The following is a 12,492-nucleotide window of genomic DNA, read 5'->3' as shown; positions in this document are numbered from 1 at the left end:
TGCCCGCCTGGTCAACGTCTCGCGAGCCCCGTGACGCCGCCTCGGCCGCTGTGGGCGCGCCGGGGGCGCCCGGCCGCCGCCACGCGCCGTCCGGATGCGCGCGAGACCCGGGTGGGGGAAAACACAGGGCGTGCTCCGTTACACGGCCGTAGGGTTGCGTGCATGATGCAGGTGCTCCAGTCGGCCAAGCTCGCCAACGTCTGCTACGAGATCCGCGGGCCGGTTCTCGACGAGGCGCAGCGGCTGGAGGCGGCGGGCCACCGCATCCTGAAGCTGAACACGGGCAATCCCGCGGCCTTCGGCTTCGAGTGCCCGCCGGAGATCCTGGAGGACATCCTCCGCAACGTGGGCTCGGCGCACGGCTACGGCGACGCCAAGGGCCTGCTGTCCGCCCGCCGGGCCGTGATGCAGCACTACCAGACCAAGGGCATCGAGCTGAGCCTTGAGGACATCTACCTGGGCAACGGGGTCTCCGAGCTGATCCAGATGTCCATGCAGGCGCTGCTCGACGACGGCGACGAGGTGCTGGTCCCCGCCCCCGACTATCCGCTGTGGACGGCGGCGGTCTCGCTGGCCGGCGGCACGGCCGTGCACTACCGCTGCGACGAGCAGGCCGACTGGATGCCCGACCTGGCCGACATCGAGCGGAAGATCACCGACCGGACGAAGGCGCTGGTGGTGATCAACCCGAACAACCCGACGGGCGCCGTGTACGACGAGGAGATGCTGCTGCGGCTCGCCGAGGTGGCCAGGCGCAACCACCTGGTGCTGTGCTCGGACGAGATCTACGACCGCATCCTCTACGACGGCGTCACGCACACCTCGACCGCCGCCCTGGCGCCCGACCTGCTGACGCTGACCTTCAACGGCCTGTCGAAGAACTACCGGGTGGCGGGCTTCCGCTGCGGCTGGCTGGCGGTCTGCGGCCCGAAGGACCACGCCACCAGCTACGTCGAGGGGCTGACGATCCTGGCCAACATGCGTCTGTGCGCCAACATGCCGGCGCAGCACGCGGTGGCCGCCGCCCTCTTCGGCCGCCAGTCGATCCAGCAGCTGGTGCTGCCGGGCGGCCGGATGCGCGAGCAGCGGGACACGGCCTACGAGCTGCTGACCCAGATCCCCGGGGTGACCTGCGTCAAGCCGCGGGGGGCGCTGTACGCGTTCCCGCGGCTCGATCCGAAGGTCTACAAGATCAAGGACGATCGGCAGATGGTGCTTGACCTGCTCCGGGCCGAGAAGATCATGATCGTGCACGGCACGGGCTTCAACTGGCCGGAACCCGACCACTTCCGGCTGGTCACCCTGCCCTCGGCCGCGGAGCTGACCGACGCGGTCACGCGGATCGGCGCCTTCCTCGACGGCTACGCGCAGTACTGATCCCCCGCCGTCCTCGCCCGGCCCCCGCCCGCAACCTTCCCCGGTGGCGGCCGGCGGCGGCTCACGTCCCGCGCCCCGCGGCCGGGGCGGCGGGGCGCGGGAGGCGAGCCGCGCCGGGCGGCCTCAGCCGCCGGCGGCGAGCCGCGCGGCCAGCGCCCGGTACTCCTCCCACAGGCCGGCGGGCGTGCGGTCGCCGAAGGTCCGCAGGTGCCCGGGGATCAGCGCGGCCTCCTCACGCCAGACCTCGGGGTCGACCTCCAGCAGGAACTCCAGCTGGGCGGGCGTCAGATCGAGCCCCTCGGTATCCAGCGCGCCCGGCGCCGGGACCACCCCGATCGGGGTGTCCACGCCCGCGGCGCGGCCCCTGAGGCGTTCGACGATCCACTTCAGGACCCGGATGTTCTCGCCGAAGCCGGGCCAGACGTACCGGCCCTCGCCGTCCTTCTTGAACCAGTTGACGTAGTAGATCCGCGGCAGCCGCTCCGGGTCGGCGGCCCGCTCCCCCATCGTCAGCCAGTGCGCGAAGTAGTCGCCCATGTGGTAGCCGCAGAAGGGCAGCATCGCGAACGGGTCCCGGCGCAGCTCGCCGACCCTGCCCTCGGCCGCCGCGGTCTTCTCCGAGGCGATGTTCGCGCCGAGGAAGACGCCGTGCCGCCAGGAGCGGGACTCGGTGACCAGCGGGACGGCGGTGGCCCGCCGGCCGCCGAAGAGGAGGGCGGAGATCGGCACGCCGGCCGGGTCCTCCCACTCGGGCGCGATGGTGGGGCACTGGGCGGCGGGCACGGTGAACCTGGCGTTGGGGTGCGCCGCCGGGGTCCCGCTCCGGGGGGTCCACTCCCGGCCGCGCCAGTCGGTGAGGTGGGCGGGCGGCTCCTCGGTCATGCCCTCCCACCAGACGTCGCCCTCGTCGGTGCGGGCCACGTTGGTGAAGACGGCGTTGCCCCACAGGGTCCGCATCGCGTTCGGGTTGGTGTGGGCGCCGGTGCCGGGGGCGACGCCGAAGAAGCCGGCCTCCGGGTTGATCGCGTACAGCCGCCCGTCCTCGCCGAAGCGCATCCAGGCGATGTCGTCCCCGACCGTCTCCACCCGCCAGCCCGGCAGGGAGGGCTGGAGCATGGCCAGGTTGGTCTTGCCGCAGGCCGAGGGGAACGCGGCGGCCACGTAGACCGGCTCGGCCGATCCCGCCTCGCCTTCGGCGGGCGGGGTGAGCTTGAGGATCAGCATGTGCTCGGCGAGCCAGCCCTCGTCCCTGGCCATCACGGAGGCGATGCGCAGGGCGTAGCACTTCTTGCCGAGCAGCGCGTTGCCGCCGTAGCCGGAGCCGAAGGACCAGATCTCGCGGGTCTCGGGGAAGTGGGAGATGTACTTGACCGGGTTGCAGGGCCAGGGCACGTCGCGCTCCCCCTCGGCGAGCGGGGCGCCCACCGAGTGCACGGCCCGCACGAAGGCGCCGTCCTCGCCGAGTTCCGCGAGCACCGCGCTGCCCATCCTGGTCATCGTGCGCATGGAGACGGCGACGTAGGCGGAGTCGGTGATCTCCACGCCGAGCGCGGAGAGCGGGGAGCCGAGCGGGCCCATGCAGAAGGGCACCACGTACATGGTCCGGCCGCGCATCGCGCCGCGGAACAGGCCGCGCGGCCCGGTGAAGATCCGGCGCATCTCGGCGGGGGCCAGCCAGTTGTTCGTGGGGCCCGCGTCCTCGGGCCGCTCGGAACAGATGAACGTGCGGTCCTCCACCCGGGCGACGTCGTCCGGGTCGGAGGCCGCGTAGAAGGAGTGCGGGCGCCGGTCGGGGTCGAGCCTGCGGAAGGTGCCCCGCGCGACGAGTTCGGCGCACAGGCGGTCGTACTCCTCCGGTGAGCCGTCGCACCAGAGGATCCGGTCCGGCTCGGCGAGGGCGGCGATCTCCTCCACCCACTCGACGAGCTTCCGGTGGCGGGTCGGGGCGTGGGCGGCGACGGGAGCTGCTGGGGCCGGCATCACGTTCGCTCCTGAGGGTTGAGGGTTTCGGCGAGCGAGGAGCGCTTCGCGGGGGATCGGCGGTTCTCGGCAACTCCCCGCGGCGCTCTGCGGTGTTGTGTTTTTGCGCGGTTTTTACCTGTGCCGGGGCCTTCGCCCTCGGCGGGCGGGCCGGAGGGTGCCCGCGGGCTGCACAACTCCGCGGGCCACGGCGGCTTTCCGTCCGCCTCCTGGGCACGGCAGGCCCCGGCAGAGCGCTCATCCGATAACACGGAACGCTCATTTGATGCTCCTGATACTCCTCCTCGTTCTCGCCTGTGTCCAGTGCAGCTCATGTGAGCGAGGAGGGAGCGGCGATACCATCTGCGGCATGACTTCGCACGCCAAACCCATGCTGCGTGGCTGGCTGCACGCCGGCATGTTCCCGGCCGTGCTGATAGCGGGGGTCTTCCTCACCGCGCTCACGGACAGCCCCAGCGGCCGGGTGGCCTGCGCCGTCTACACCCTGACGGCCTGCCTGCTCTTCGGGGTCAGCGCCCTGTACCACCGGGGCGAGTGGAGCCCGCGGGCCGAGGCCGTCCTGCGCAGGCTCGACCACGCCAACATCTTCCTGATCATCGCGGGCACGTACACGCCGTTCACGATCCTGCTGCTCGACGGCGCCCGCGGGCAGGTGCTGCTGTGGATCGTCTGGGCCGGGGCGCTGGCCGGGATCGCCTTCCGGATCTTCTGGGTGGGCGCCCCGCGCTGGCTCTACACCCCCTGCTACATCGCGCTCGGCTGGACGGCGCTGTTCTTCCTGCCCGACTTCCTGCACGCCGGCGGGCTCGCGGTGCTCATACTGGTCGTCGGCGGCGGCGTGCTCTACAGCGCGGGCGGGGTGATCTACGGCCTGAAGCGGCCCAACCCGTGGCCGCGGTGGTTCGGCTTCCACGAGGTCTTCCACTCGTTCACGCTCGCCGCCTTCGTCGTGCACTACGTCGGCATCTCACTGGTCGCCTACCAGTACGGGTGACGCCGGAGTGCCGGCACGCAGGCCGGGCGCGCGCGGCGAGGCGCGCGCCCGGGTCTACCGCAACTGCGCCGCGAGTGCCTCCGGCTCCGTCGTGGGCGCCTCGCAGACGAACCTGCGGCAGACGTACGCGGTGGGCCGCCCCTCCCGCATCGGCCGCTCGGCCAGCAGCGGGGAGGCCGCCGCCTCGCCCGGCGCCCCGAGGGCGACCACGGCCCCCGGCGCCGTCGCCCGCAGCGCGACCCGGTGCAGCTCCCGCGTCCCCGGGTCCTCCGGCGGGCCCACCACGGCCACCTCGCGCGGCCCGTCCAGCGCCGCCTCGGCCACGGCAAGACCCCAGCCGATGAACCGGGGCGCCCGGGCGCCGAGCGGCGTCACGATCCCCAGCGCCCGCTCCGCGGCCCGCCGGTGCCGCTCGCTCCCGGTGTAGGCCGCGTAGGAGAGCAGCGCGCCGGCCGCGGCCGTCCACCCGGCGGGGGTGGCCCCGTCCGTGGGGTCCTGCGGGCGCCTGATCAGCCGCTCCGCGTCGTCCGCCGTGTCGTACAGCGCCCCGTCCTCGCGCGTGAAGCGCGCCAGCACCGTCTCCAGCAGCAGCCCCGCCCGCTCCAGCCACGCCGCCGCGCCCGTCACCGCGTACAGGGCGAGGAAGCCCTCGGCCACGTCCGCGTAGTCGTCGAGCACGCCGGCGCTCGGCCCAGGGCGCCCGTCGCGCGAGGTGCGGACGAGCCTGCCCTCCGCGTTCAGGTGCACCGACACCAGCAACTCGGCCGCCTGGCGCGCCGCCTCGACCAGCTCCGGCCGTTCGAAGCAGGCGCCCGCCTCGGCCAGCGCCGCGATCGCCAGGCCGTTCCAGGCGGCGATCACCTTGTCGTCGCGGGCCGGCCGCGGCCGCCGCTCGCGCGCCGCGAACAGCCGCTCGCGCAGCCCGGCGGGCGGGTCCCCGTCCGGCAGCCGCAGCGTGCCCTCCTCGCCGAGGCCGAACGCCTCCGCCGCGCGCGCCGCCTCCTCCTCGGCGCCGAGCGCCTCGCGCAACTGCGCCGGCGTCCACCGGTAGTACGCGCCCTCCTCGTGGCCGCCGCCGGGCACCTCGCTGTCCGCGTCGAGCGCCGAGGCCAGGCCGCCCTGCGGCGTGCGCAGCTCACGCACCATGAACGCCGCCGTCTCCAGGGCCGTGCGGCGCGCCAGCGTCCGGCCCGTGGCCCGCCACAGGTGCGTGTAGACGCGGCACAGCAGGGCGTTGTCGTAGAGCATCTTCTCGTAGTGCGGCACGGTCCAGGTCGCGTCCACCGCGTACCGCGCGAACCCGCCGCCGAGCTGGTCGTAGATGCCGCCGCGGGCCATCGCCTCGCAGGTGCGCTCGGCCAGCCGCAGGGCCTGCGCCGAGCCGGTGCGCGCGTGGTGGCGCAGCAGGAACTCCAGCACCATCGAGGGCGGGAACTTCGGGGCGCCGCCGAAGCCGCCGTGCGCCTCGTCGAACTCCCCGGCCAGGCCGCTGACCGCGACCGCGAGGTCCTCCGCGCTCGGCGGGCGCGGCGCGTCGTACGCCAGCTCCCCCTCGGCGAGCCGGCCGGCGATGCGCGAGGCGATCCGCGTCACGTCCCCGCGCCGGTCCTGCCAGGCACTGTGCACCCCTTCGAGGAGCTGCCTGAAGGAGGGCATCCCCGCCCGCGGCTCCCGCGGGAAGTACGTGCCGAAGTAGAAGGGCTCCCCGTCGGCCGTCATGAACACCGTCATCGGCCAGCCGCCCTGCCCGGTGGCGGCCTGCACCGCGTCCATGTAGACCGAGTCCACGTCGGGCCGCTCCTCGCGGTCCACCTTCACCGGGACGAAGCGGGGGTTGAGGTACTCCGCCGTGGCCGGGTCCTCGAAGCTCTCCCTGGCCATGACATGACACCAGTGGCAGCTCGCGTAGCCCACGCTCAGCAGTACGGGAACGTCCCGTCGCCGCGCCTCCTCGAAGGCCTCCGCGCACCACGGCCACCACTCGACGGGGTTGTCCGCGTGCTGCTGGAGATAGGGCGAGGTCTCGGCGGCGAGTCGGTTGGCCATGCCTCCATCGTGCACCGGCGGCGGCCACCGGGCCCGTCCGAGGGCCCGGTTCGCTCCGCGCCCCCGCCGGGGGCGCCGCCGCCGGCTGGGTATCAGCCCTGGTAGGGCTTGGCCGCGAGTACCTTCACGCGCGCCGTGCGGCCGTTCGGCAGCTGGTATTCGGCCATGTCGCCGACCTTCTTGTCGAGGACCGCGGAACCGAGCGGCGACTGCGGCGAGTAGGTCTCGATGTCCGAGGTGGCGAACTCGCGGGAGGCCAGCAGGAAGGCCAGGGTGTCGTCCTCGTCGCCGTCGAAGGCGATGGTGACCACCATGCCGGGGGCCACCACGCCGGTGTCGGCGGGCGCGGCGCCCACCTGCGCACTCTCCAGGAGCTGGGTCAGCTGGCGCACGCGCGCCTCCATCTTCCCCTGCTCCTCCTTGGCCGCGTGGTACCCGGCGTTCTCCTTCAGGTCGCCTTCTTCACGCGCCTGCTCGATCTTCTTGGCGATGTCGGCGCGTGCGGGACCCGACAGGTGCTCCAGCTCTGCCTTGAGCTGGTCATACGCCTCCTGGGTCAGCCAGGTGACAGTGCCGCTGGGCTGGGTCACAGGTGCTCCTTCGGGTGAAACGAATGTAAAACCAAACGAAAACAAACAAGCCCGTCCCGGACTGTTGCGCTCCTGGGCGGGCGGGTCTCGATCGAATCATCGACTCTAACAACGCCGGTCGATGTGCGGAAGGATTACCCTCCGCTGCCGCGCGCAAACCAAGCGCGGCTCACTCGGCGGGCGTAGCCGCCTCCGAACAGCCCACGAGCTCCGCGGCGGTGGCACGCTCCGTCGTCCTCAGCGTAACGGAACGCTGCAGGCTCCCTGAGTCCTCGTCGAAGCTGAAGTCGGCCCGGCCCACCTCGGCTCCGCTCTCCGCCTGGGCCCGCACGGTACAGACCCCGTCGGTGCCGGCCGGCTTGCGGATCGCGAGCGTCACCTCGACCTCGTGCTCGGAGACCACGTCGAAGGCGGTCAGCTCCCCGGACACCTTCTGCCCCGAGACGTAGGAGATCCCCGCCCAGGCCACGAAGCCGAGCAGCACCACGCCGAGCACGAGCCCCACGATCTTCAGGTGCCGGTCGGTCCTGGCGTCGGCCGAGCGGGAACGGCCGTAGCGCCCCTCGGGGAGCTGCGTGCGCGCATCGGTCATGGCCGGTACCTCGGGCGAGTCGGGAGGGCGGGGGGCACCGGAAAGCCGGTGCGCCCGTCCAGGGCCGCGGAATAGGATGCCGGGGCCCATCGGTCACTATAGAAGGCAGACCGTGGACCGAGACGACGAGGACCAGCCTTGAGTGACCAGCTGCGGCTGATGGCCGTGCACGCCCACCCCGACGACGAGTCGAGCAAGGGCGCCGCGACCATGGCCAAATACGTGGCCGAGGGCGTGGACGTCCTCGTGGCGACCTGCACCGGCGGTGAGCGGGGCTCGATCCTCAACCCCAAGCTCCAGGGCGACCCTTACCTGGAGGAGCACATCCACGAGGTGCGGGCCAAGGAGATGGCGGAGGCGCGCGAGATCCTCGGCGTCCGGCAGGAGTGGCTCGGGTTCGTCGACTCGGGGCTGCCGGAGGGCGACCCGCTGCCGCCGCTGCCCGAGGGCTGCTTCGGCCTGGTCGACCCGAAGGAGGCGGCCGAGCCGCTGGTGCGGCTCATCCGGTCCTTCCGCCCGCACGTGATCCTCACCTACGACGAGAACGGCGGCTACCCGCACCCGGACCACATCATGACCCACAAGGTCTCGATGGTGGCCTTCGAGGCCGCGGGCGACGCCGCGCGCTACCCGGGGACGGGCGAGCCGTGGCAGCCGCTCAAGCTCTACTACCAGCAGGGCTTCAACCGGCCGAGGACCCAGGCGCTGCACGAGGCGATGCTGGCCCGCGGCCTGGAGTCCCCCTACGGGGAGTGGCTCAAGCGCTGGGAGGGCAGCGGCATGCCGGAGCGGACGCTGACCACCCGGGTGCCCTGCGCCGAGTTCTTCCCGGTGCGCGACAAGGCGCTGATCGCGCACGCCACCCAGATCGACCCCGACGGCGGCTGGTTCCGGGTGCCGATGGAGGTGCAGCAGGAGGTGTGGCCGACGGAGGACTACGAGCTGGCGCGCTCCCACGTGGACACCTCGCTACCCGAGTCGGACCTCTTCGCCGGCATCCGCCAGAATTGACGACATGGACGAAATGAGCGAGTGGCTGCCCCAGGCCGCCAGTGACCTGAACGAATACACGGTCACGCCTGGCGTGCTGGGCTTCATCGTGTTCGCGGTCCTCGGCGTCGGCGTCTGGATTCTGTTGAAGTCCATGAGCAAACACCTCGGCCGGATCTCCCTGCCCGACGAGGCGGGCGCGGGCCCGCGGCAGGCGGAGGGCTCGCCGGCCCCCGGCGGCGCGACGGCGCCGCGGCAGGGGCGCGGCAGCAGCGAGGACCGGGCGCCGTCCCGTTCCTGAGCGGCACGCCGGGCGCACCGGGCCGCCGTACCGCCCGCGCCACGCGTGTCACCTCTGTTACCCGTGTCACCTCTGTCACCTGCGTCACCCGTGTCACGCCGGGGAGCCGCTGCGGCCCCCGCCCGTGATCGAGGCCGCCGGGGCCGGTCGCCCGACCGGCCCCGGCGGATTTTTCCCGGCCGCCCGGCCGCCCGCCGCCCGCGCTCTCAGGCGAGGGCGGGCGCGCCCCGCACGCCGAAGACGTCCCTGGCGCCGCGGCGCGGCACCATGCCAAGGCGCCAGGCGGTCCAGCCGGCCTCCGGGCCCTGGCCCCGCTCCAGCATCAGCTGGTAGCCGGCGGCCGCCTCCGCCAGGTGCGGGTCGCGCTGCGCGTGGCCGGCGGCCAGCAGCCGGGCCAGCTCCTCCTGGGCGACCGCCTCGCCCACCTCGCTGCCCCCGGGGGAGGCCAGCGGCAGCAGCGTGATCCGCAGGAACTGCGCCCAGTCCGCGCCGCGCAGGTCGGGGCGGCCCTCGCCGTAGCCCTCGGTGAACAACCGCAGTCCCTCGTCGGCCAGTTCAAGGGCCTGGCCGAGGCGTTCGTTGCCGGCCTCGATGACCGCGAGCTCCACGCAGGACCACGCCTCCCCGTAGCGGGCCCCGGCACGGCCGAAGTCGCGGCGGGCGTCGGTGAGCAATTGCCGGGCGAAGCCGCTGTTGCGCAGCGAACCGGTGCTCTCGGCCCGCATGTCGCGGGTCACCCGGGCCGAGTGGTGGCGCGCACAGGCCAGGCCGTACAGGTCCCGCATCCGGCTGAACATGGTGCGCGCCCGCTCCAGGGAACGCACGGCCCCGGCCGCCTCCCCCGCCTCCTCCAGGGCCTGGCCCAGGTTGTACAGGGTCCACGCCTCGCCGCGGGCGTCCTCCGTCTCGCGGTGGCTGGCCAGCGCGGCGCGCAGCTGCTCCCCGGCCGCCGTCGGGTCGCCCGCGTAGACCCGGGCCAGGCCCAGCTCGGTCTGGGCCCAGGCGACGCCGCGCACGTCCCGCGAGCGGTCGTACAGGTCGAGGGACAGGCGGATCTCCCGCTCGGCCGCCTGGATGTCGCCCCCGCGCAGCAGGGTCTGGCCCAGCTGGAACCTGGTCCAGGCCTCCCCGTGCACGCTGCCGCTGCCCTGGTGCAGGTGCAGCGCCTCCTCCAGCATCGTGCGGGCGCCGACGATCCGGCCGCACTCGCGCTCCACCGCGGCGAGCGCGTGCAGGGTCCAGGCCCGGTCGCCGGCCAGCCCGGCGGCCTCCTGGAGGGCCAGGGCCTCCCGGAGCCTGTCCCCCGCCTCGCGCAGCCGGCCCTGGTGCTGGAGCGTGATGCCCAGGTCGCGCAGCGCCCGGGCGGTGCCCGCCTCGTGGTGCGCCTGCTGGTACAGGCTGACCACCGAGGTCAGGGTGGAACGCGCCTTGTCCAGCTCGCCGAGCTGGCGGGCCGCGACGCCGGTGCGCCACTGGACGGAGCGGGACAGCAGGCCCTGGTTGACGGCCTGGGTCAGCTCGTTGAGCTCGCCGAGGCGGTAGAGGTCGCCGCGCAGCAGGCAGTAGTCGCACAGGGCGCCGAGCAGATGCTCGACGGCCTCCCGGTCCACGCGCTCGTCGGCGTGCCTGAGGGTCGCGGTGATGAAGCTGGTCTCGTCGTCGAGCCAGCGCAGGGCCGCGTCGAGGGAGGGGAAGCCGTGGCCGCCCGCGGCGGCGGGCAGCACGTCGGCCCGGGTGGAGGTCTTGCCGTCGACCAGCCGGATGACCGTGTCGGCCAGCTCGGCGTAGCTGCGGATCAGCCGCTCCTGGGCGGCCGAGCGCTCCTCGTCGGTCTCCTCGTCGAACAGCCTGGCGCGGGCGAAGCGGCGCACGAGGTCGTGCAGCCGGTAGCGGCTGCCACGGACGTGGCGCAGCAGGCCGGCCGCGGTCAACTCGTCCAGCCTGCGGGCCCCTTCCTGCTCGCGGACGTCCAGGAGCGCGGCGGCGGCCCGGGCGCCGAGGCTGGCCCGGCCGACCAGCGCCAGGCGACGCAGCAGGCGCCTGGCCTCCTCCGGCTGCTCGGCGTAGCGCATCCGCAGGGCGCGCTCGGCGGGGTCGGTGCCGGGGGCGCCGTGCGCGGCCAGGGCCTCGGCCAGCTCGGCGGGCGAGCGCCGGTCGAGGGCCGCGCCCACCATGCGCAGCAGCAGCGGGCGGCCGTCGCACAGCTCGGTCAGCCGCTGCCAGCCCTGGGCGTCGTAGGGGCCCTCGGGCACGCCCTCGGTGACGGAGGCGCGCAGCAGTTCCTCGGCCGCGGCCCCGTCGAGCGGGCCGAGCTCCATGTGGTGGACGGAGGCCGCCAGGTCCTCGCCCAGCGCCAGGGGCCCGGCCGCGGTGACCAGGACCAGCGAGTCGGAGCGCTCGGGGACCAGGGTGCGGACCTGCTCGGCGTCGGTGGCGTCGTCCAGGATGATCACCACGGGCAGGCCGGTGAGGTGCTGGTGGTAGCGCTCGACGAGGCGGCGCAGCCGGGGCGAGCCGGCCTCTCCGCGGCCCGCGGCCTCGCCGGTGCCCTCGCGGAAGAGGAGCTGCTCGCGGGGGGCGCCGAGCCGGTTCATCAGGTGCAGGATCGCCTCCCGGGTGCGCAGCGGGTCCTCGCTCTGGCCGCGCAGGTCGACCAGGCAGGCCCCGCGGAAGAGGGCGCGCACCTCGTGGGCGGCCCAGCGGGCGAGCATGGTGCGCCCGGAGCCCGAGGGGCCGTGCAGCACCACCACGGTGGGCCGCGGGTCGGTGCCTGCCCGGTCGCGGTTGACCCACTGGGTGATCTGGGACAGCTGGCTGCGGCGGCCGATGAAGGGGTGGCCGGCGTCCGGCAGCCGGTCGAAGGAACGGGCGAGCACCGCGCGGGTGCGGGCGGCGCCGCTGCGGTCCCGGGTGCGCCGCTGCAGCTGCTGCGGCGGGCGGCGGGTCTCCGCCCCGCCGTCGCCGAGCGGCTCGCGGCGCGGGGCGACGGCGCGTTGCTGCGCCAGGTAGGGGCGAAGTCCGCGGACCTCGACGGCGTTGCGCCAGGCCAGGCGCAGCTGCTCGACGCCGCCCGGCTGGGCGCGGCTCCCGGCGTGCCGCTCCGCGGTCCACAGGTGCGCGAGGACCGCCTGGACGGCGAAGCCGAGCACGGCCGCGCCCGCGACGAGGAGGGCGTCGCCGAAGGCGGTGGTCACCGAGCCGTCGAGGCCGCCGACGAGCAGCAGGGCGGCGAGGGCGGCGCCCAGCGCCGCGCCGGCGAGCGAGGCGAGGGGGCCGGGGCCGAAGCGGTCGGCCAGCCGGGCCGGGGCGCTCTCGGCCTCGGCGCGCAGCAGCGCCTCGTACTCCTCACGCGCCGGGCGGGTGATCTCCTCCAGGGCGCCGCGGGCCCGGCGCAGCAGCGCCTCCGCGTCGATCCTGCCCTCGGAGTTCCGTGCCTCCTCCTCCACGGCGCGCACCACGAGCGCGTCGACCTCCGCCAGGTGCCGCCGGCTCAGCTCCTGCTCGATTCCGGCCATGGCGCATTCCCCCTCCCGTCCTCGTCCGGGCGCATGCCCGGCCCTGTGGTCAACACGCCGTTGTGTGCCGTGGCGTTGCACCCTGCCGCATGTTCGGGCGGAACGCC

The 12,492-nt window shown here is 74.1% G+C and carries 9 protein-coding genes; 4 read left to right on the top strand and 5 right to left on the bottom strand.

Translation table 11 applies throughout. The features are described from left to right. The first annotated feature begins 165 nt into the window (after positions 1-165). Entirely contained in the window at positions 166-1,377 is a 1,212-nt protein-coding gene (locus D7294_RS01910; protein WP_120675277.1) for a pyridoxal phosphate-dependent aminotransferase, read from the top strand. Between the two features lie 123 nt (positions 1,378-1,500). On the opposite strand, the gene D7294_RS01905 is transcribed toward D7294_RS01910, so the two are convergent. Continuing rightward, on the bottom strand, positions 1,501-3,357 hold the full coding sequence (locus tag D7294_RS01905; protein ID WP_120674678.1) for a phosphoenolpyruvate carboxykinase (GTP): 1,857 nt from the start codon (positions 3,355-3,357) through the stop codon (positions 1,501-1,503). Positions 3,358-3,706: 349 nt separating this feature from the next. Here D7294_RS01905 and trhA point away from each other — a divergent pair, with 349 nt between their 5' ends. Further along, on the top strand, positions 3,707-4,351 hold the full coding sequence (trhA, locus tag D7294_RS01900; protein WP_120674676.1) for a PAQR family membrane homeostasis protein TrhA: 645 nt from the start codon (positions 3,707-3,709) through the stop codon (positions 4,349-4,351). Between the two features lie 54 nt (positions 4,352-4,405). On the opposite strand, the gene D7294_RS01895 is transcribed toward trhA, so the two are convergent. The 3 genes from D7294_RS01895 to D7294_RS01885 form a co-directional block, all read right to left on the bottom strand. After that, positions 4,406-6,397: a thioredoxin domain-containing protein gene (locus tag D7294_RS01895; RefSeq protein WP_120674674.1), complete on the bottom strand. Its 1,992-nt coding sequence runs from the start codon at positions 6,395-6,397 to the stop codon at positions 4,406-4,408. Positions 6,398-6,489: 92 nt separating this feature from the next. After that, positions 6,490-6,987: a transcription elongation factor GreA gene (gene greA / locus D7294_RS01890; RefSeq protein ID WP_120674672.1), complete on the bottom strand. Its 498-nt coding sequence runs from the start codon at positions 6,985-6,987 to the stop codon at positions 6,490-6,492. 169 nt (positions 6,988-7,156) lie between these two features. Further along, a complete protein-coding gene (locus tag D7294_RS01885; RefSeq protein ID WP_120674670.1) occupies positions 7,157-7,579 on the bottom strand; it encodes a DUF4307 domain-containing protein in 423 nt (140 codons plus the stop codon). A gap of 138 nt (positions 7,580-7,717) precedes the next feature. Here D7294_RS01885 and mca point away from each other — a divergent pair, with 138 nt between their 5' ends. Further along, positions 7,718-8,590: a mycothiol conjugate amidase Mca gene (gene mca, locus D7294_RS01880; protein ID WP_120674668.1), complete on the top strand. Its 873-nt coding sequence runs from the start codon at positions 7,718-7,720 to the stop codon at positions 8,588-8,590. A 4-nt stretch (positions 8,591-8,594) separates the two neighbouring features. Then, the gene (locus D7294_RS01875; protein ID WP_241562036.1) at positions 8,595-8,870 is read left to right on the top strand and encodes a hypothetical protein; all 276 of its coding nucleotides are present in this window, start codon (positions 8,595-8,597) and stop codon (positions 8,868-8,870) included. Positions 8,871-9,076: 206 nt separating this feature from the next. Here D7294_RS01875 and D7294_RS01870 read toward each other — a convergent pair whose 3' ends face one another. Further along, complete coding sequence (locus tag D7294_RS01870) at positions 9,077-12,385, bottom strand: tetratricopeptide repeat protein (protein ID WP_120674666.1); 3,309 nt, start codon at positions 12,383-12,385, stop codon at positions 9,077-9,079. Positions 12,386-12,492: the final 107 nt, after the last annotated feature.

Source organism: Streptomyces hoynatensis (assembly GCF_003626535.1).
GTDB classification, from domain to species: Bacteria; Actinomycetota; Actinomycetes; order Streptomycetales; family Streptomycetaceae; genus Streptomyces; species Streptomyces hoynatensis.
This window is presented reverse-complemented; position numbering and strand designations above follow the sequence as displayed.